This is a genomic window from Spelaeicoccus albus (assembly GCF_013409065.1).
Lineage (GTDB): Bacteria > Actinomycetota > Actinomycetes > Actinomycetales > Brevibacteriaceae > Spelaeicoccus > Spelaeicoccus albus.
On sequence record NZ_JACBZP010000001.1, the window covers coordinates 413,057 to 432,231 of the forward strand.

The 19,175-nt window shown below is 62.1% G+C and carries 23 protein-coding genes; 16 read left to right on the top strand and 7 right to left on the bottom strand.

The features are described 5' to 3' along the window. The first annotated feature begins 347 nt into the window (after positions 1–347). The 5 genes from BJY26_RS01960 (at position 348) to BJY26_RS01980 (ending at position 5,355) form a co-directional block, all read left to right on the top strand. Positions 348–866, top strand: a complete 519-nt coding sequence (locus BJY26_RS01960; RefSeq protein ID WP_179425192.1) for a hypothetical protein — start codon at positions 348–350, stop codon at positions 864–866. Positions 867–1,507: 641 nt separating this feature from the next. Beyond that, positions 1,508–2,017, top strand: a complete 510-nt coding sequence (locus tag BJY26_RS01965; protein WP_179425194.1) for a hypothetical protein — start codon at positions 1,508–1,510, stop codon at positions 2,015–2,017. Next, entirely contained in the window at positions 2,014–4,266 is a 2,253-nt protein-coding gene (locus BJY26_RS01970; protein ID WP_179425196.1) for a hypothetical protein, read from the top strand. Before BJY26_RS01965 ends, BJY26_RS01970 begins: the two co-directional genes overlap by 4 nt. 19 nt (positions 4,267–4,285) lie before the next feature. Then, positions 4,286–4,498, top strand: a complete 213-nt coding sequence (locus BJY26_RS01975) for a hypothetical protein (protein ID WP_179425198.1) — start codon at positions 4,286–4,288, stop codon at positions 4,496–4,498. Positions 4,499–4,542: 44 nt separating this feature from the next. After that, complete coding sequence (locus tag BJY26_RS01980) at positions 4,543–5,355, top strand: hypothetical protein (RefSeq protein WP_179425200.1); 813 nt, start codon at positions 4,543–4,545, stop codon at positions 5,353–5,355. 71 nt (positions 5,356–5,426) lie between these two features. On the opposite strand, the gene BJY26_RS01985 is transcribed toward BJY26_RS01980, so the two are convergent. Together BJY26_RS01985 and BJY26_RS01990 are read right to left on the bottom strand one after the other, a co-directional pair. Continuing rightward, positions 5,427–6,887, bottom strand: coding sequence for a type IV secretory system conjugative DNA transfer family protein (locus BJY26_RS01985; RefSeq protein WP_179425202.1), 1,461 nt, complete (start codon positions 6,885–6,887; stop codon positions 5,427–5,429). A gap of 89 nt (positions 6,888–6,976) precedes the next feature. Further along, positions 6,977–7,240 carry a hypothetical protein gene (locus BJY26_RS01990; RefSeq protein ID WP_179425204.1) on the bottom strand — a complete coding sequence of 88 codons (264 nt, stop codon included), beginning with the start codon at positions 7,238–7,240 and terminating at the stop codon, positions 6,977–6,979. A gap of 100 nt (positions 7,241–7,340) precedes the next feature. On the opposite strand from BJY26_RS01990, the gene BJY26_RS01995 reads away from it, so the two are divergent. The 5 genes from BJY26_RS01995 (at position 7,341) to BJY26_RS02015 (ending at position 10,553) form a co-directional block, all read left to right on the top strand. Continuing rightward, complete coding sequence (locus tag BJY26_RS01995) at positions 7,341–7,589, top strand: hypothetical protein (protein WP_179425206.1); 249 nt, start codon at positions 7,341–7,343, stop codon at positions 7,587–7,589. Then, positions 7,586–8,458, top strand: a complete 873-nt coding sequence (locus tag BJY26_RS02000; protein ID WP_179425208.1) for a hypothetical protein — start codon at positions 7,586–7,588, stop codon at positions 8,456–8,458. The genes BJY26_RS01995 and BJY26_RS02000 overlap by 4 nt, the downstream gene beginning before the upstream one ends. A gap of 140 nt (positions 8,459–8,598) precedes the next feature. Then, a complete protein-coding gene (locus tag BJY26_RS02005) occupies positions 8,599–9,156 on the top strand; it encodes a hypothetical protein (protein WP_179425209.1) in 558 nt (185 codons plus the stop codon). Positions 9,157–9,298: 142 nt separating this feature from the next. Next, positions 9,299–9,958, top strand: coding sequence for a hypothetical protein (locus tag BJY26_RS18905; RefSeq protein WP_179425211.1), 660 nt, complete (start codon positions 9,299–9,301; stop codon positions 9,956–9,958). 10 nt (positions 9,959–9,968) lie between these two features. Then, positions 9,969–10,553, top strand: a complete 585-nt coding sequence (locus BJY26_RS02015) for a recombinase family protein (RefSeq protein ID WP_179425213.1) — start codon at positions 9,969–9,971, stop codon at positions 10,551–10,553. A gap of 26 nt (positions 10,554–10,579) precedes the next feature. On the opposite strand, the gene BJY26_RS02020 is transcribed toward BJY26_RS02015, so the two are convergent. Then, the gene (locus BJY26_RS02020; RefSeq protein WP_179425215.1) at positions 10,580–12,271 is read right to left on the bottom strand and encodes a hypothetical protein; all 1,692 of its coding nucleotides are present in this window, start codon (positions 12,269–12,271) and stop codon (positions 10,580–10,582) included. A gap of 529 nt (positions 12,272–12,800) precedes the next feature. Then, entirely contained in the window at positions 12,801–13,286 is a 486-nt protein-coding gene (locus tag BJY26_RS02025) for a hypothetical protein (protein WP_179425217.1), read from the bottom strand. Between the two features lie 99 nt (positions 13,287–13,385). On the opposite strand from BJY26_RS02025, the gene BJY26_RS02030 reads away from it, so the two are divergent. After that, the gene (locus BJY26_RS02030; RefSeq protein WP_179425219.1) at positions 13,386–13,826 is read left to right on the top strand and encodes a hypothetical protein; all 441 of its coding nucleotides are present in this window, start codon (positions 13,386–13,388) and stop codon (positions 13,824–13,826) included. Continuing rightward, a complete protein-coding gene (locus BJY26_RS02035; RefSeq protein WP_179425221.1) occupies positions 13,750–14,415 on the top strand; it encodes a hypothetical protein in 666 nt (221 codons plus the stop codon). The genes BJY26_RS02030 and BJY26_RS02035 overlap by 77 nt, the downstream gene beginning before the upstream one ends. Before the next feature lie 194 nt (positions 14,416–14,609). On the opposite strand, the gene BJY26_RS02040 is transcribed toward BJY26_RS02035, so the two are convergent. Continuing rightward, positions 14,610–15,128 carry a hypothetical protein gene (locus BJY26_RS02040; protein WP_179425223.1) on the bottom strand — a complete coding sequence of 173 codons (519 nt, stop codon included), beginning with the start codon at positions 15,126–15,128 and terminating at the stop codon, positions 14,610–14,612. Between the two features lie 298 nt (positions 15,129–15,426). Here BJY26_RS02040 and BJY26_RS02045 point away from each other — a divergent pair, with 298 nt between their 5' ends. Together BJY26_RS02045 and BJY26_RS02050 are read left to right on the top strand one after the other, a co-directional pair. Further along, entirely contained in the window at positions 15,427–15,906 is a 480-nt protein-coding gene (locus tag BJY26_RS02045) for a hypothetical protein (protein ID WP_179425225.1), read from the top strand. A gap of 356 nt (positions 15,907–16,262) precedes the next feature. Continuing rightward, positions 16,263–16,895, top strand: a complete 633-nt coding sequence (locus tag BJY26_RS02050) for a hypothetical protein (RefSeq protein WP_179425227.1) — start codon at positions 16,263–16,265, stop codon at positions 16,893–16,895. Between the two features lie 259 nt (positions 16,896–17,154). On the opposite strand, the gene BJY26_RS02055 is transcribed toward BJY26_RS02050, so the two are convergent. Then, complete coding sequence (locus BJY26_RS02055) at positions 17,155–17,958, bottom strand: hypothetical protein (protein ID WP_179425228.1); 804 nt, start codon at positions 17,956–17,958, stop codon at positions 17,155–17,157. Positions 17,959–18,017: 59 nt separating this feature from the next. Beyond that, positions 18,018–18,356: an Lsr2 dimerization domain-containing protein gene (locus tag BJY26_RS02060; protein ID WP_179425230.1), complete on the bottom strand. Its 339-nt coding sequence runs from the start codon at positions 18,354–18,356 to the stop codon at positions 18,018–18,020. A gap of 282 nt (positions 18,357–18,638) precedes the next feature. Between BJY26_RS02060 and BJY26_RS02065 the strand changes: the two genes are divergently transcribed. Then, positions 18,639–18,863, top strand: coding sequence for a helix-turn-helix domain-containing protein (locus tag BJY26_RS02065; protein ID WP_179425232.1), 225 nt, complete (start codon positions 18,639–18,641; stop codon positions 18,861–18,863). A 32-nt stretch (positions 18,864–18,895) separates the two neighbouring features. After that, positions 18,896–19,174 carry a hypothetical protein gene (locus BJY26_RS02070; RefSeq protein ID WP_179425234.1) on the top strand — a complete coding sequence of 93 codons (279 nt, stop codon included), beginning with the start codon at positions 18,896–18,898 and terminating at the stop codon, positions 19,172–19,174. Position 19,175 lies beyond the last annotated feature (1 nt).

Genomic DNA, 19,175 nt, shown 5'->3' on the forward strand with positions numbered 1-19,175 from the left:
GGGGCTTCTTCGTGCATAATTCGACTTCCCGTACCAACTCCCAGGCCGGCGACCTCTTCCGATTGTCTGTATCGACGTTGGCCGAGGTCACTGGCGAATGACAGCTGCCTGACCATCGCGAGACTTGAATGAGTCGATCACCGAGTTTGGTGCACCGTGCTAGCTACCGCATTTAGTATCGAGTTGTGGTCGATAACGAGCCGCCAACATGGCGGGATACTGCCAGTCGCGCACTCAGCGAGCAAGTGCGCGCACTTCCAATAATTAGACAGACCGTCGGGCAGGCGTTCGCCGTGGTTCTGGAGGATACGCGTGCCCGCCGTGACGCACGCTTCACCGATACCGTAGTGACGATAAAGGACCGGGTTGGTGACGTTGCCCGCGTCAGTCGACGGCTCGCCGAGGACGAAGAACTGGAGGCGCTATTCATCGCCGGTGTCAATGCCGCTGTCGACACCGGTCTCAAAGCCAAGCGCCGACACCTCGCTAAAGTCATCTCGGCTGCAATTCTCGACGACGCGCGCGTCGACGAGTCGGCGCTCATCGTCCAAACACTGCGTGAACTAGACGCACCCCACTTCCGGGCCCTCGAGCGGATCCGTCGCGAACAGGACACGGAGCCGGAGGACAGATCCGGCGATGCTCCGCCCGGAGGCCGGCCAAGCCCCCACCAGCATGTCGTGGACACCGTGGAACAGGAAAGCGAGCCGGTGATTTCCGCGCTGGTTCGGGCGGGGACGCTTCGACAGGTCACGGGCGGGCTCGTATTCGGCATCGGCGGAAACCTCGTGGTCACTGGGCTGACAGAATTCGGCCGGACTCTTCTTGACAACGTCCTGGCGGAGGATACGAAACACCAGCTGTAGGGCGGTCGAAAAACCAACCGTCAGATGGAGGGATTCGAACCGTGAAGATTCGGCGGTTTGCCCCGTACCCGAAGACTGCACCGATCGTGATTCGTAGCCTGGCGACTCGAGAGTAGACGCACTGACAAAAGCGACGACGAGTTCCCCGGCCGCCTCTTTCGTCTAAGGACTGACAGCTAAGCCGCACGGACTTCCACTGACAAAAGCGCGTCCGCAATCCGCTCAGACGGCCCGAGCAATTTGCCGTGTATCTGTGACGATGATCTACACTCCTGCTCCTACATCGCTGCTCGCTCTGCGCCAACCGTGTTGTCAAAAGTGTCCGTGCTGTGTCGTCGGAAGCCCTGGCGGCGTCGTCATCGGAACGACTTTCTCTCTTCTGCGCGAATGGCGGCCGTCTCTGGGGGTAGCGAGCAACGCGAGCAGGGGGCAAAGCCCCCTATCTCAACCGAAGGCCGAGCTCGCGAGGCCTGGATCAAGCATCTGACTAATCGAGCGCAGCGAGGCCCGAAGGGATGTTAACTAGTCAGACTGCTTGCCTGCTTATGTGTTCCCTGAGATAATAGAGATACCCCGACGACAATTCTCATTGTCAATGAAGTAACTAACTATGACTTTGTTGATGGTGGGGGTGCTGCCAGATGAACGCAGCGAAGAAGTCGCCAAGCCGCACCGTCGTCGGTGTTTCCTTTCAACCTGACGAGCTCAAAGATCTCGAGCGTCAGCGTGCCGTGCTCGGCGTTCGCGACTCGGGTCAGCCCAAGTTCTCTCTCGCCGGAACAGTGAAGCTGCTGTGGGAGAAGTTCGGCGACGAGGCCGTTGCAGTCGACGCGCAGCAGCAGGTTGTTGCCGAAGCGGACGCGCGGGTTACGCAGCCGCTCATCGATGCCCTGGACGCGCTGGCAACCGCCTGGAACCGGCGGGCTCACCAGCGCCAGGCGATCGGAGTGCTGAACAACCAGATCGCGAAGTTCGTCAATGCGCAGCAGTTCGATGACGATCCGCTCAGCACCGAAAACGTCGAGCGCCTGATCCTGGCTCTGCAGGGCATAAAGCGCAGGCTCGACGACCAGTCCGCCGCTGAGCGCGAGGACGATCAACTACTGGCCGCCGTGCGCGCCCTCGTCGACCAGGCTGCGTCCAGGTCATGAGCGAGGCGACGGCGGGCGGTGTCACCCGCAAAACGCTCACCGGCCGATCGGCCCGTGGGCTCCTCACCTACGAAGCCGACGTCCCGGAGGGCAAAGAGCCGCCGCTCTTCTCGGCAACTCGGCACTGTTCGAGCGACCTCCCGACGCAGATCCTTGAATGGAAGGCCGTGCGCGAGCTACACGGCACCAATGGGGCGAAGCGCGCACCGAAGGCGAAATACGAGACGGTCGATCCCGAGACCGGACTGCATGCGAGCGGCCAGAAGGGCACGCACGTCAAGGAGTGGGACGGCAAGCGCAACCGCAAGCGCCCGGTCCGTCACGGCGAGATGCCTACGCACCTTCGCGTCGAGACAGACAACCTGATGGAGAAGGAGTCCGAGGCCGTCCACACGATCTATGCCGCCGGTGCAGATCTGGTGAACCCGCAGAACATCGAGGACTGCGAACACTTCTTCAACTTAGTCAAGGCCGAGCGCGACGAGCTGTATTCAGGTCTCCAGGAGAAGCTGTGGCTCGAGCGCAATGGCGAAAGCGGGCTCGTTCATGTCCACGTCGCGTCGAACGCGACGATCTACCGGGCATTCACGCTCGACGGTGTGGACTACAAGGCTGGGCAGAAGATGGCCGGGGAGCTGACACGAGTACACACGATCCGGGATCGCTCGGACCAGTTTCTCGACGCCCACCCCGAGCACGGGTTCTCGCAGAGTCTCGCACGAGTCGGCACCCAGGAGTACCAGGACGCGCAGCTGCGCTCGAGCCAGAAGGACTACTGGGACGCCAAGCGCCGCAAAGAGTCCGCCCACGACCAGGTTCGCCGGAAGGTCTACGAGGCCCTCGTCGACAGTAACGTCCACGACCGGGATACGTTCATCACCACGATGGCCGACCTCGACGTCGATGTCATCGAGACCGGACTGCGCCGCGGCAAGCCCGGAAAGAATCACGACTATTCGTACAAGATCGCCGGAGCGAAGCAGGCAGTCAGAGGCAAGACGCTCGGTGCGGGATGCGGCTACAACGCCGTCGGCAAGCAGCTGGATCTGAAGGCACTGGGTCACGACATCGAGTTGCCCGAGAGAAAGCAGCAGACCGGGCTGGCCAAGCCTCTGCCCTTCGAGGTCAAGCCGCTGTCCGGCGAGCAGCATCGTGCCTACGACCAGATGGTCAGCGACGTCAGAGAGCTGGCGCAGCGCGAGCGTGAGGAGCAGGTTAGGCTCGACCAGCATCGTAAGAGCCACTCGTCCGGGGAGCTGCTCGCCGATGCCACGGGCGGCACGCCCGTGGACCTCGACATGCCCTTCCGCGATCGGTACCTGACAGCTGAAGCAACATCGACGACTGCCCACCAACCGACTGCCATGTCACCTGAGCCCGCCGTAGAGCAGCAGCCGGCGACGGGGGTCGAACCTTTGGCGGGCCAGTCGTTCGAGGAGATGGTCGCCGAGGTCGAGGCCAGTCTGGGTGGGGACGCAGATCTTCTCGACGTTGATGATCACAGCGCGCATGAGCAAGAGACACCAGCAAAAGTCGAAGATCTCGCCGTCAAGACGTCGGATGCCGTCGACGAACTCGAGGGCCAGTACATGGACGAGCAGGAGCCGGAGACGCAGGTCCAGCCCGAGCCCGTGGAACCTCCGAGGTTCCGGTCGAAACTGCGCGACGTCGAGAGCGGCGAGTTCCAGAAACCCCGGCGCAAGCTCGAGGGGCTGGCGCAGCTGGAGGAGGACTACCGCGGTCGCCGGCCCGATGCGGAGTTCGAACAGCGCATCGCCGACAAGGAAGGCGAGATCAGGGGCGTCGGTCCGAAGTTCCTCAAGCACTACGGCCACAACATGGACGAGGACCTGCGCGGGCAGCTGGAGAATCGCCGGGAGCATCAACTTAAGACAGACGAGGCGAACAGGCTCGATCACGAGCACGGCGACCGAGCCAAGTACCTTGCCAGCCGCGGCGATCTGTTCAAGCTGCAGCACGCCGACGAGATCCGGGAGGACAAGTGGCAGCAGCGCTTCCATGCCGGACGGGTCGAGCGTCTGCGCAGCGAACAGGCCGAGGGGGTCTACAACCAAGACACCCCCGGTGCCCGGCAGGAGTTCGAGAACCTGAAGCGACACGTCTCCGACCGTGCCGCTGACATCGAGCCGACTGAGGCGCAGCAGAGGGTGCAGGAGAGCAAGGAGCGACTCCGGGGCGACCGGGCCGCGGCCAAGAGTCGGCCACAAGACCAGGGCATGGAGATGTGATCGAAGGAGGTGATGAGGCATGAGCATGAAGAACGAAATCGAAGCCGGAGGCCTGGACCGCCGGGCCGCCGAGCTCGAACGCAGAGCTAAGGAGACCGACGTGGAAGCCCACGTCCATTTCAGCCCCAGCCGGCACGCTTTCTGGCAGGAGTCGGAGCGAGCCGACAGGTACCGCAGCCGGGCCCACGATCTGCGTGATCAGGCCGCGAGGCTGCGCCGGCAGACCGACTGACGCAGAAGCACACCAGCAGAACCACACAAAGGGAGGAAAGAACGATGGCACAGAAGACCCAGCAGGACATCGACCAGGAACAGGCCGCCGAGATGCGGCGGTTGCTCGCTGACGAGGGCGAGCAGGCAGTGGCTCATCGCTACGGCGAGGACGCGCTCAATTCGCCTGAATACCAGGAGGCCGAGAAAGAGCTCCAGCAGCGTCGCCAGCGTGAAAAGGAGATGCGGCTGCAGGCCATCAACGAAGAAGCGGAGGCACAGGACGATCGTGTCGCAGCCCCGGGTGCCGAGAACAGCGTCGACACTGCGGACGACCCGAAGCTGATGGTGTCCGATCAGGAAGCTGAAAGTATGGCGGACGAGCAGGAGGCCGAACAGCGGGAGCGTCTCGAGCAGATGCAGGAAGAGCGCCGTCAAGAGCTGGCGGAGCAGGAGGCCCGCGAACGCGACGCCGAGCAGCAGGAAGAACAGCAGCAGGAGGAGGAGGCCCGGCGACAGGAGCACGAGGCCGACGAGCAGCAAGAGGGTCAGGAAGAGCAGCAGGACCAGGTGCAGTCTCACGGAGAGGAGCGGAACGATCAGCAGGCCGAGTCCGAGCAGCAGGTCGACGGACCGTCGCACGACGATGCCACCGATCAGCCGGCGGAATCCGACCAGCAGGGACGGGCTACATCCAATCGCGACGCCGGCTCGGCACAGGACGGCGACGACCAGGACGAAGCGCAGGATCAGGATTCGGAGCAGTCGGCCCAGGCCGAGCGCCAGGCTCGCGTCGAAGCTGGGCGTGAGCGTCTGCGCAAAGACCGGGAGCAGGGTCGCGACCGCGGGCGCGACCAGAGCGCCGGTATGAGTATGTGAGTCCCGGGAAGACACACGGAAAAGAGGGCGGGAACCTGGTGTTCCCGCCCTCTTCGTCCGTACCGGTCGGTCTAGTTCAACAGGTCCGTCTCGCTGATGTCGGGCAGCCTGACGAACATGCCGGGCTGGCCGCCGATCAAGAGCCGACCCTCGCCCTTCTTGCGCGGTATCAGCTCGGACGCTGTCACGCGTTCGACTCGCTCGGTCGAGCGCGTCGTCCGGTCGTACTCATCGGTCGACGACGTCACGCGTTCGTCCTCGCCGGCGAACCACGAAGCCTGTTCGAGAAGATCCTTCTCCGGGGTCCCCGGCATGATGAGCACACTCGGGAAGGTAGTCAGCATCTCCTCGTAAGAGTCCTTGTAACGGCGCTTGAGCTGCGTCGTATTCTGCACAGCCGCAATCAGTCGCACGTTGTAGCCGCGGAGCACGGAGATATGGGCGGGCAGTTTGGGCAGCGGCGCGCACTGGGCCAGCTCGTCCAGGAAGAGGCCAAGGGTCGGCAGCTTGCGGCCCACATTCCTCCGCCACCACTGGATCGACTGCTCGATCACGGCGCAGGCCGCCGAAGCCGTGCTCCCGTCGATGGGTGAGGTGACGTAGAGCGTGGCCCCGGGCTGTTCGAGCATGGAGGGGTGGAACGCCTCGGCGTCGCGGTCACCGGCCACCGCGTCCAACGACCACGCCTTCAGCGCGTTGCGCATGTTGATCGCCACCGAGTCGCGTTGCTTGTCAACCATGTTCATCACGGCTCGCAGGGACTCCGCGTGACGAGACTCGAGCAGCGCGCTGGCGCGCAGGTAGGCATTCGACCAGTTCGGGGTGACGAAATCACTCTCGGTGGGGTCGTCAACAGCCTGGCCGTCCCTGTCCAACCTCGGCGGATGTTCGAGCGCCTCGACGACCCAATTGACCCCGCCGCCATCGACCATCTCACCGGTGTCCGGGTGCGGCAGTGCGCCGCCCGCCCGGATGAACGCAGCCAGGGGCCTGGCAGCCAGGTTCTCCCACGTCGGGTCGGAGTTGCCTGAGTCGCCGCCACTGGCAGACCCCACCTTCGCTGTGGCCTGGAGCAGATCGCTCATTGCCATCGACTCGTCGTCGGTGTTGACGAGCTTGCAGGGATCGGAGACGACGCGAGTGACCTCGACCCCCTTCAGGTCGGACTCCATGACCTCCTCGGACAGGTCCATGAGATAAACCGGCCCACGCTGCGCGCGCTTCTTGATCGTCACGTCGACGAGGTCGCCCTTCGTCGACATGGCGATCACCGGCTGATGCGCCCACATCACGATGTTCTGGCAGATGACGCGACGGCCCTTACCTCGGCCGGTCAGTCCGCTGAGCAGCATGTGCGGCCCCGTCAGCGCGAACTCACCCGCTTTGCGCCCGGCATTGATCTCCTCACTGAGTGGGTCCTCGTCCTCGATCAGGAGGCCCGCATAGGGCATCTCGGGCACGTCGATCGGCACGGGCCGCGGTTGGGACTCGTCGGCATTGCCCTTGATCTTGCTCCTGTTGATCGGTTTCATCAGGTATCCCCTTTTTCGTTTCGCACCCCGATCACGCGGGCTTGCGCGCTGCTTCCCGTCGAACTCGATTCTGCGTTCGCCTTCGACGGTTATATTCGATCGTCTGCCTCCTCGTTCGTCTCCTGCGGTGCCGACAGCTTCTTCGTGGGTCGGCCTGCACCCGGGCGCTGGCCGCCGTGGCCCGTGTCGGGCGCGGCGTCGGCGATCCGTGCCGCAATATCGTCGTCTTCGAGAGCGACGCGCACGGCACCGCGGATCCATCCAGACCCGCTTAGGTATTTACCGGGACGGCGCGCCGACTTCACCAACGCCTCCAGCCGACGTGCGTCGTCGTCGGGAAGTCTGATCCTCATAGTTTTATTCTAGTGGTTCCTCTTGATTTTATTCAAGTGGCTCCTGTAGAATAAAAGTCTCGACGCCAGCACCTCACTGGCAGCTCTGACACACCAACCGGTGTCCGGCGTCGACTCCAGCCTGGGCACCCTGTCCGGGAGGGGCCCCATGAGTGGATTCGTGTTCAAGGCCATAGGCTTTCTCATCGTCGTCGGCGTGATCTTCTTCGCCGGCTTCTTCGCCGGCGGGAGCTTTGCCACCGACGCGGCCGAGGGCTCTCAACAGCAGCAGATCGAGCAGTGCCTGCCGATCAACACGGCACAAGAACTCACGGCGTGCGTCGGTGAATCTGACGGCGGTTCGCGATGAGCGCGTCACGTTGGGAGAAGGAACGCGCGGCACTAGTGCTCTCCCGGTCGCGTCCGGGAACGTCCGGCCGCCGCCGGGCCGAGGTGATCGGGCGTCGCGCTCGGCGTCTCGGCCGGAGCGGGACCGGCGTGGCCGCGACCTCACTGCGCGAGGACATCACCCCTCCCCTCATCCGCCGGATGCTCTCCACCGACGAGGGCACGAAGGAGCAGCTCTCTCGTGTGATCCTGGTGCCGGTGGCCTTCCTCATCGTGGGCCTCGCCATCGGCCCGGCGATGCTCTTCGCCGCGGCGGCCTACGGTCTGATGTGGGCGTTGGCTCCGCGGATCGGACGACTGTGGGCCTGGCCGTGGTTCGTAGCCGGCGTCCTGTCCGCAGTCGCGGGAGTCTGGGCGCAGGTCGTCATTGCGGCCGGCCCCGGCGCGTGGGTGGAACCGTGGCCGCCGTCGCTGCACATCTATCTTCCGGTGTTCGCGCCGACGTGGCTGTGGGGGCAGGTCACCCTCGGTCTGTTCTTCACCGCCCTGCACATTCGGAGGTGCGGCTGGCAGGCGGTCAAGCAGGGCGCAGCGCCGAAGCCGGAGAAGGACAAGAACGGCGAGTTCCTGACGACGCCGGAGCACAAGAAGGTCAAGCTCGATCCGCTCGCCGGGGTCACATCCTCATCTGCTTCCAAACCTGAGCCAGAGCAGCCTGCGCCGAAAAAGGTCTCCCTGCCGGCGTTCACGGCAGCGCCGAGCGCACCGACAAAAGCATCCGAGGCCATCACCGACGAGTCTGAACCGGACGAAAAGCCGGTGTTCGCAGACGAAGACGACGAAGAGTTCGACCTCGATGAGTTCGTGCATGACCGACGCGATACCGCGTAACGGTCACCCATGGGGCGGGCCCGGACCCCGTTCTCCCGTCTATCAGGGCGGCGCGCATATGACGCCGAAAAGTCGGCAGGCTGCGGGGACGGTCCCCGGGAGCACCGCAAAAAAAACGGAGAGATGGAAAGGACAAGACCATGACTGACATGTCAGCCGATCAGCCGGATCGGCAGCCCATTATCGAGAACCACATTCACAACAACCACACGGTGGACGCCAATGCGCATGTGTGGCGGGTCGCGGGGACGATCCTGGCAATCGCCGCATTCGTCTCGCTCGCCTGGGGCTTGAGCACCGCAGGGCTCGCGGAGCTCGCCGCGAGCGGCACCGCAGCCATGATCTCTTGCCTGGTTCAGCTGCTCATCCGCAACGGGATGATCGTGATCCCCGAGCGAAAGAGCGACGACGCACGCATCGAGGAAGGCAAGAGCGCGATCAAGTCGATCGTCGGGATGTTCCAGGCGTTCCTCGACCGGAGCTCGCTGCTTCGCCTGGCGCTCATCGCCATCGGATACGCCGTGCTGTTCATCTTGCTCCGCGCGGGGATCCAGGCACTGCTGGGCGTGTTCGCCAACATCTGGATCGCAGGTGCCTTCGGTGCGGCCGTCGCCAGCGTGATCTGCGCCCCGACTCTCTTTACCGGCCTCTTCCGGGCCATGAAGGCGAAGTCGGGATACAAGGGCGGTGACGCCTGATGTCGATCATCATGTTCATCGTTGGGTTCGCAATCGCCGTGCTGGTCGTACCGCCGTCACTGCAGAGAAAGGTTCAGAAGTCTTCGCGCCGCATGATTCGCCGACTGGCGAAAAGCACTAAGAACAAGGGGGATTCGCGATCATGAAAACCAGGAAGATCGCGTCCGGTCTGGCCGTGGCAGTGGTGACGCTGACCGCGCTGACCGGCTGCGTCACCATCGAGACCGGGCCGAAGCCGTCGGACACGTCGGCACCGTCGAAGAGCGCGACCAGCACGCCGGCTCCGACCAAGGACTCGCCCAAGCCCAGTGCCACGAGCAGCCCGAAGGATGCCGGCGACGACACAGGCAAGAAGGACGCAGACAAGAACGACAAGGCCAAGAAGGCAAAGGTCCACGCTCTGAACCTCGACGAAATCAAGGGCAAGCGCTACAGTCGCGCGAACGACTTCAAGGGGGTGTTTCAGCCGAGCCCGGTGATCGGGCCGTATCTCGAGTCCTGGTTCGTCGACGGCAACGAGTTCCGGTACATCCACCAGAACTGTGCCGGCCAGGTCAAGCGCGACGTGAGCGGGACGATCAAGAACGGCAAGCTCGTCTGGACTGGCACCGACGATCATGTCGACCCGTGGATCGGCGATCTGGACACGCACACCACGCCGGTCACGATCACCGCCACCACGCTCGATCCCGACCGGATCAGCGTCGAAGCGTCGACGACCCACATCGCCGACGAGAAGAAGGCCTTCGCCGGCTACTGCAAGAAGCGCGGCAAGCAGGTCGGCAAGGTTTTCGCGGACTGAGGGGAGCAAGGTGAAGTACGGGTATACGCGTACCTCGACCAAGGACAAGCAGGACGACGATCTGCAGCGCCGGGCGCTGATCGATGCCGGTGTCGCGGACCGCCAGATCTACGCCGACCAGGTGTCCGGGGCCAAGCACGCACGTGCCCGAGCAGGCTGGTCGGCACTCGACGAGCGGCTGCGGGGCGGTGACGAGCTCGTCGTGTGGCGGATCGACCGCATCGGCCGGTCGATGATCGACGTCATCACCACCGTGACCGAACTGCTCGACCGGGATGTGGCGGTTCGGTCGCTCACCGACGGTATCGACCCGTCGACCAGAGAAGGGCGACTGATGCTGAACCTGATGGCGACGTTCGCCGAGTACGAGCGCGAGTTGATCCAGGAGCGGGTGCAGGCCGGCGTCGACTCGGCGCGGGCACGAGGCGTAAAGTTCGGTCGCCCGGCACCGGACGCTGCGAAGGTAGCGAGGAACCTACGGACGGTGCAACACCTCATTGAAGCTGAAGGTCTGAGTGTCGTCGAAGCGGCGACGACGGTGGGATGGTCCAAAGCGACGTACTACCGACACCGGGCCAGCCAGGTGACGTCATGACACGTCACAAGGGCTTAGCTGGGTGCCTAGCGGCGCAAGTCAGCTAGTGCACGTACGCAGGCACTTGCTACGTGGGCGTTTTCAGCTTCCCGTGCATATCCACGCAGTGCGCGAACATTTCGTACCCAGGCGCGAAGATCATCTCCTTCCTCCCTATCGATAATGGCTCCCGCTGCCCGGTCCCACTCATCCTCGGACAACGGTGAATCGCCATCGAGACGGCTAGCGGCCGCGATTGCGATAATCCCAAGGATGGACTGCTTCGCGCCAAGCGTTTCAATTCCGTCCGTATATGTTCGGAACCTATCTAGAGAGGTGACAAACGAGTGCTCCGTCGCTCGTGTAACGACACGAATGGTTGCCCGAGTTATCGAATTTGGATACATGACGCTAAGGGCGGCTGCAAGGGGCATCCAATCCGGCTCTGGTCCCTGCGCGTAAATGATTAGATCGTTGTCTAAAACGTCAACAGACTCGCTTCGGAGGTCGAACGCCCCCAGAAAAAGGGCCACTGCAGCGTCGCGATCTCTGGGAGCCAGGTAGTCGTTATATTCGAATTCAACACCAAGACGTGCCGTGGCGAGGACTACGCCAACGAACGTCGCCACAGTGGTTTCCAAGTAGGCAAGGAATCGATCAATGAAATGGTCCATTGAAAAATGAACGTCATCGATTCGCACAGCAGTTTCGCTGAGGTCGATGTCGGCGTGCGCTCCGGCGTCACGCAACGCTTTAGTGAGATTCTCATCCAAAAGCAGAGCAGGAATAGACGATGCCGCCTTGCCAATTACAGCTCCGGCGTTTTTTCGAGCCAGCCTCAGATACTGCTCACGTGAGCTTGCCATGATCGTAGCGAGAGCATGCCTTAAAACGCCATCGCGAAGGGTGGCTATTGCTTCGACTGCCCGATGTACGATTTCGAAGTCACTGCCACCGGCGGTAAAGATCGCTTGGTGAACGGAAGCAACGGCACTTCCGAGGAAGGCAGCCGCACGGGCGTGACGCTGCTTCCATTCTTTAGAGTGCACGAATTTCTTCCCCGCCAGCCCGGCGGCGGCGTCTGAAGCTCTCAGGACCTGAGTGAAGGATTCAAGGTCAAAGGAGCTCAGCGCCAAACTCTGGATAGCGTGCGCTTGTAGCCCCATTCCTTCAGAGGCTGATTCCCAGCCCACTCCGGATCTTAGGGCTCGGTCGAGTTCGTCCAAAGAAGACTCTTGCCCGGCAAGTTGACGAGCTGCTCGGCCAATGCTGTTGAGGCTGTCTGCTGGTGATGATTCCGCGAAGACTTCGTCAACTTCATCCAATTGCTTGAGAGCAGCGAGCTTGTTCGCAGCTTCTTTAAAGAATTGGTTTCCCTGTCTCTCATATTCTTGGGCGGTAATCATATCGGGGGCTATTAGCGCTTCCAGGAACTGCTCGGCAGCTTCGGAGTATCTCTGAAGCGCATTACCAATAATCCTGCCGCGGTTCCTTTGCGGGCGTGGCAGTAGGTTCTGCCAGCTCGCTACCAATCGGTCCAATGAAGCATATGCAGCCACTAACGAGTCAGATGTACGGTCTGATCGAGCTGCGCCAGACAGCGCTCGAAGCACCGCTTTTGTCGCTCGGTCACATGTCGATTCGAGGTCATGAATATTGGGGAATTCACCGTTCGGAGTCTTGCGACGGCTCCGGAACTCGGTGACGACGCGTTCGCGACGTTGAAGGTCGGGCTGCACCTCGTATGGCTTCGGACGTGCCCCACAATCAGGGCATTGTCGTGCCAGGAGGCGCACGCTATTGCATTTTGCGCAGGTAATGGTGTCAAACCGCAAGGACAACTCTTCGTCTTTTCTCCGTCGCCCCATGCCTCGCCCGCGCCTCTCATGTGTGTCTGCGAATTTCAGTACATCACGGCGCTCTGACATCACCGCGCTTTCAGCATTCGCGCTAGACCGCGAGCGTCTTGTGCCGTATCCGTGATGAGTGATCCCGGAGCGATCTGTCCTGCGGATGACAGTACTGTCTCTCGGGGCGCGAGGCATGCCAAGTTGATGACGGCACCGGTCTTAGAAACCCCAAAATAAGACGCCGACCGGCGAGACACACTTTCTGAGACAACTTAGCCGGTGATCACCCCCGTTCGGTTCTCGTCTCGCAAAGGTGATGTTCGTGAGACTCCACGTCGACGACAATCGAGTGGACCGAGATAAAAGAAGCCCCACCCGCCCGAATGCAGGTGGGGCTTCTTCGTACCCGACGGCGGAGCTAGGCCGCAGGCGTGTGGTCGACCTGTTCTCGAAGCTGCACGAAGACACTACCGAGATCGAGGCCGCTGTAGCGGAGGTGATTGGCGAACGGTTCGATGAAGAGGTTCATGAACGCACCTGCGCTCTCACGACGAGTACGTTGAACGCGCTGCTCGAGGATGCGGACTTCGTCTTCGTTCCTCGTCGGGAACTTGGCCAGCTGATCGACGTGGACCAGGGCTGCCTCATACTCCTCAGTCGGGCGTTCCCAGGTGTGGTCCAAGTGAAACACCGGAGAGTTCTCGCCGGGCACGACATCGTGCACGAGGGCAGCGAAGCGCACGGCGGCCTCGGCGTCCAAGGCCTCGGCGATTCGCGCCTCGTTGGCGAAGTCGAAGAAGTCGTTTCCGAACGAGTGATTGTCGACCGTACGGTTCTTGCTCCTGACCTCAACGAGGTCGAGGTAGAGGTTGTTGGTGGACTGAGTTGCGGTGGTGGCGGTCATGGTTGGCTCCTTCGTCGGTTTCTCGAAGGGAGTGAATCCCCTTCACCGACGCCCCCGGGCGGGCTCCGCCCGCCGGGCGGCGCGCAGCACCAGCCCGGTGTGGCTTCGACAGACGTGGTTGACGACCTACTCCCTGATGGCTCCTTCTCGCCCGAACTTGAGCTGGTGGTCAGCTGGGTACGGATACTCATACCCGTCGTGAAAGGTCACCAGGACATACGGGCCGAGGTCCGGATCTTCGCCCACCTCCACGCGTGCGACCAGCCGGTGCTGCACATCGGCGTTGCAGTCACCATGCCGGAGGTCAGCCGCACGGATGCTCGACTTGCTCTGATTGTCAGCGATCCGCTCCAGCCACGGTCGCGGTCCGACCCACAGATGAGCACCCGGCTTCTCGATCTGTTGCCTTCGCCTCTGCAGCTCGTCTTGGGGCAGAATCTCGTCATCCTCGCCACACAGACGCTTGATCGCATCGCGGTACCGTGCGCGCCATGGCTGCTATGGCAAAGCACTCTCGGAGTGGAAGCGGTGGAGCTGTGAAAGACCTCTCTCCTGGAACCTCTCCGCCCTCCTACGAGCGCCGTTCGACCGTAGCGAACTCAGCGATCATCGCGAAGGAGTCACCCTCCTCGCGCAACTCGACGACGATCCGATCCACCTCAGCCTGGACAGCACGGTCCAGATCAAGCAGATAGGCAAACGCCGGGACAGCCCCGAACGATCCCTATGGGTGAAGGCAGAGTACGGCGAGCCCGCCCTCGAGGGGTGGCGGCAGGAGTCCTGGTTCGCCAGCCCGAGGAAGGGAAAGCCGAGCATCCGCTCAGGCGACCTCGTCGTCATATGTGCACAGGACAGCCACGATTGCTACACCGTCGTGGAAGTCACCACCGATCCGGAGTTCCAGCCTCACGATTACGTCGACTGGGCCAACACCGAGGACCCGGGTGCCCATGACCAATGGCCGTGGATCAGTCGCACCAAGCCCCGTCTCGTTCCGTCGAGCCTCGTGGAACTCAAACTCCACGAACTGGGCGTGAAGGGACAGCGCCTCCAGAACGGCCATGTGCGCCTAAAGTTCGATCAGTTCACTGCGGGCGTCCGTGCTCTCGCGCGAATCGCGTCGGAATGACCGCCGCTGGGCGTTCACGCACGCGATCCTTCTGCGCCGTACTCGAGAAAGCCCTTGAGGAAGAACCCAAAGGCCAGAACCGCCAAACGAATACCCTGACGCCGGCAGGCACCTTACGCCCAGCGCTCGGATTAATACCTCGAGAAAGCAAGCCAAATTAGCAATCCGTACGGAACGCGCCTTCCACGGTTTGTTCAGCGGCCGTCGTCCTTGGTGCGAACAACCCGCAGATTGCCTCGTCGCTTCGTGGCTGCGATTTCCTCGCTGCGAGCCCGCTCCATCGCGAACTTGCGCTCCAGCTCCCATTCATGACGGAGGAGACTGCCGGAACCGATGAACTGTCCTCGGTAGTCTTCCAGGCGGCGTACGGCTGCCTCGTACTGCGCTTTCCAGTGGTCTTCGGCATCCTGCTTGCCCTTCCAGTCGTGTTCTTCACCCAGAGTCCAGTACGCGCCGATATCGGCGAAGGACATCCCCAACACGTCCCGTGCGTGAACCACGGCGATGTCGAGCTCTTCATCGACAAGCCTCTTAATCGTCTTGAGAGTCTGGATTTCAAGTGCGCGGACCCAGGCACGACCCCGTGGTGTATTCGTAGCTTTATCGGCTTTGATGAGCGCTTTGCCGTGGGTCACCTGCGCTTGAATACGCTGCCAATTGACTCGAAAGCGTTTCCAATCGACCCCGACCATGTCGCCCTCCCCGATGTTCAACTGAGCCGTCTGCCGGCCCCTTCGTAGGTACGATACTAATCGCCCCAGAGTCGGCCCATTCGTTTTTCCTCCACACCCTCCGGAGCGATTTGGACGTCAAAGCTGGCTCTTCGACGCAGGCCCAACGAGTCAGCGATCTCAGTCTTCGCCCGCCAGCTGCTCCACAACGCTGGTCGAGGAAGCCGTTGGCACAACGTCACGCAACCCCACGAACAGCCGCCAGCACGATAGCGTCGAAACCACGAGTGATCCCGCGAAACACGCGGTCACGGGCACAGATCGACCCAGGAGGAACAATATGGGCAATGCCTTCATGAAGTCCGACGCGACGCGCAACTGCGTGCGATGTGGACGGCAGTACCGGGAATCAGACGACGACGCCGGCCGCTGGAACGTCGACTTCAACGCCGGCTACGCGACGGCCCTGGTATGCCCCCGGTGCCAGACGAACACAGAGTCCCTCGGAGCGGAGATCGACTCCATCGAACTTGAGGGTGCCGGGACGGCCGACTGGAACACGCTCAGCGACGAGAATCGATCCGACATCATCCTGCAGGTGATCGAGCAGCGCGCCCGCACCGTAATTGCCGACCACAAAGACAAAGCACAGATGGCCGGCGACACCGAGGTCGCCTTCAATCTCGAAGCCTGGGCCGCCGAGGCTATCGACGGCGCGCACTTCTTCGACGGACAGCCGGAGACGGTCCAGGCAGAAGCCCGCGCGGCTGCGGCGAGCGTCATCCGGCAGATGTTGAACCTCGACGAGATCGGCTACTGAGCGAGGCGCCCTGTCGAGACTGCGACGCCCTATTTATTCTGCCGCTATTCACCATCACAGCAACGGCTGTCGGTGCCTCCCGATAGCGTCGTTTTACACGCTGGGTTCAAGCGAAGGAGAAGTGGAATGACAATGGAATCGACGCGAAACGACCGGGACGAGCGTTGCCCCTCGAGCGGCGAACCGATCGGGCGCATGATCGAATCTCCGGCCACTGACAACTGGTATATCCAGTGCCCGACCTGCGGCATGAAGTGGGCCGGCGGAAGCACGACCCTCAGTGAGCACAACCGGCCGTGAGCAACGGACCGACGCGTCAGTCCGTGCTGGGAACGCTCGTGGACCGGGCAGTCTGCATGCCGTACGCCAAACCACAGGTGCTCCGACGCGGACACCGCCGCCACAGGGACGCGGAAGACAGTCACTGGAAAAGCGTAGCGACGATCCGGGAAGACGTTGGACAGGCAGCGTCGTTCATCGCTGGCAGCCTCAAGTCCCGAGGAGCACGGCGCGCCTGGTCCACGGCCGAAGTGGCCTTGGACCCCGCCGGCCCGTGGTGGCCCAAGCCGCGCGGCGACTTCTTCGAGCTGGACAGTGAGTCTCGCGAATGGGCAATGGAGCGGCTCGAAACCACGGCCGACCGTGCGGCAGAATGTCTCCAGGACGAAGCCGTTGACAGAGACTGGGGATGGCTGTGGTCGCAGCCCTCATTCGCCGCACCCGGGAAGATGCGCCCGTCCATCACGCGGCCGGACCTCGTCGGCGGCCTGGACAGAACCCGCTGCGACGTCCTCGACCTCAAGATCACAAGTCAAGCCGACCTCGGTCCCGCGGTAACGGAGAAGCAGACGAAGTCTTTTCTATCCTGGGCTACATCTCTGAGAGCACTGGGCTTCGCGCCCATGAACTGCTGGGTGCTCGCGGTGTCGGCAACTGACGAACGCTATCAGTGGACCGAGTTCCCGACAGCGGCGGAAGACACTGTTTAAAGCTCACATCACGGGCCGAGGGCTCAGAGCTTTACACCGGCCATCCGGGAACTCGTCCGGGCCAGTTCCGGCTCGGCGGTCGTCAGGGTCCAATCACACCTGAGCTACCCGCATATCGTCCCTGAACGTGCCGACCGGCTTCAACGATGGCCTCGTCTGCAGTCAGCTCGTGACGAGCCGCTCGACATCGACTTTCTCGCGCAAGCGCTTGAGGATGAACGTGACGAGCGCTTTCTGGTCGTCGCCAAGATAGCCCATTTCAGTCCTCTTCGGTGGGCTGCTTCCACTTTCCGTCGATGCTCACGTCGGCAGCGGTACCGCCAGTGATGATCGTGGTGGTACCCGCACCGCCGGACTGGCCGCCACCGGACACCATGGCGATGTCTACGCTGGCGAACTTGTCATTTCCAGCTTCTTTCGAATCCTGTTCGATGTACGGGTTGGTCAGCTCGAAGATGTCATCCTCGTTGTCGTCACTGCATTCGTTGACAAAGGTGATGTGCTCCATGTCCTTAGTGACGTAGGTGGATCCTTCTTCTACCTGGTCATTGCTCGGAACCTTGTCGACGACCTTGTCGCCGCCGTTCGTCTCAAGACCATGGTCGATCATGTACACCAGGAGGTTCGACGCGGGTCCTTCGTCCTCGCCGTATGGGTCCACAGAGGTCAGGGCCTTCTTGCCGCCACCGGCGTAGTCGATAGCGACATCGAGCCGGCAGATTCCGGTCGAGAAGGCCTGCGGCGTGAGTGTGAACGTGTCGATCGCTACGCGTGATCCGTCGGGGATCGCAGCCTTCAGCTCGTCGGGCATCTTGATGATGATCGAATCTTTGGTCGTGACGAACGGTGTTTCGTCTTCGCTGTCGCCTACGCGGGTGTTGTTGAACTGGTAGACGGCTGCATCACCGGTGTCACCGGCAGCCTGGCTGGAGCCTGCTCCAGCGGTTGTACCACCGGCCTTGACGTCCGAGTCGCTGCTCCCGCCGCAGGCAGTCAGTGCCATGGCAGCAGTCAGGGTCAGGGCCGCGGCGGTGGCGGCCCGCTGAGCGGTCCTGATGGTCATATACGCGAATACCTCCAGTATTTTTTTTCGGTTGAAATGGGTCTTAGCGGCGCGCGTTCTCACGCGGCACGGTTCACCTCGTGGGCCCTGTCGTAGGCGGCCATGATCTTCTTCGGGATCCTGCCGCGATCGGCCAACGCAAAGCCTTGCTCGACTGCCCAAGCCCGAATCTCGTCCCGTTCTTGAGACGTCGTCTCGGGCACCTCCCGCTTGCGCGCAGTGTCCTTCGCAAGCGCCCGACGGCCTGATCCGAGATACGGCTCGAGCACGGCTTCGAGCTTTTGCTGCTCTTGCTTCGTCAGATCAACCACATACCAGGTATCCGCGTACCCGAGACGCGTTTCCATGGCGTCGGCTGCCCCACTGAGATCCGATTCGACGATCGATCGTGTCGTCATGATTACCCCTCCTGTTCCATGGCCGTGGCCACTTGGTCCTCGTACACATCCCCTACGTCCTCCCCGTCAGCATCGAGGATTTCCTCCCAATCGGTGCCCATTTACCTGCCTCCTAGCCTTCAAATGTGATTCAGGAGTCCTGATCGAGTCCCGTCGATTTCGCACGGTCGCGGGTAGACGGCGCGACGAGAGCCGACTCGGACGATCTGGAGACCATCCTATACACAAACTAGAAGTTATGACTACCTGGTTGTTATCGCTTCCACACTAAAGCATTGAATAATGACTGAAAGATCATTGAGATCGATCCTCGGATCGAACGCGCGCGCATTGCGCCGCTCTCGAGGGCTAACTCAAGAGGGACTCGCAGAGGTGCTCGGCGTTACCCCGCGCTACTACGCCGGCCTGGAACGCGGCGAACGAAATCTCACCCTCGACAGCATCGACGACCTCGCCAAACAACTCCAGGTGCCTGCCGGGTCACTTCTAGCCGAGGCCGAGCAGTAACGACAGGAACAACCGGTGGCAATATGGAAGTTATGACTTCTGCCATCACCGCCGACGTCGTCCATCACCTCGTCAATCCGGGGGAACTCCTCCCCTTTTGTGGGACCGTGCCCGGCCCGAATCGGAAATCAGGTGACTGGCACACCGTCCACGACCGTGATCTGCTGCTGCAGTGCGTCGACTTCGGCTTGTGCTGCTGCATGACGTGTTTGTCGCCCGAGGCACTGGGCGGATGGACGCCGTTGATCATGGACGACGCCCATGAGCAAAACGAGTCAGGCGTGCCCGATGACCAATGGTGGGTCGACTGAT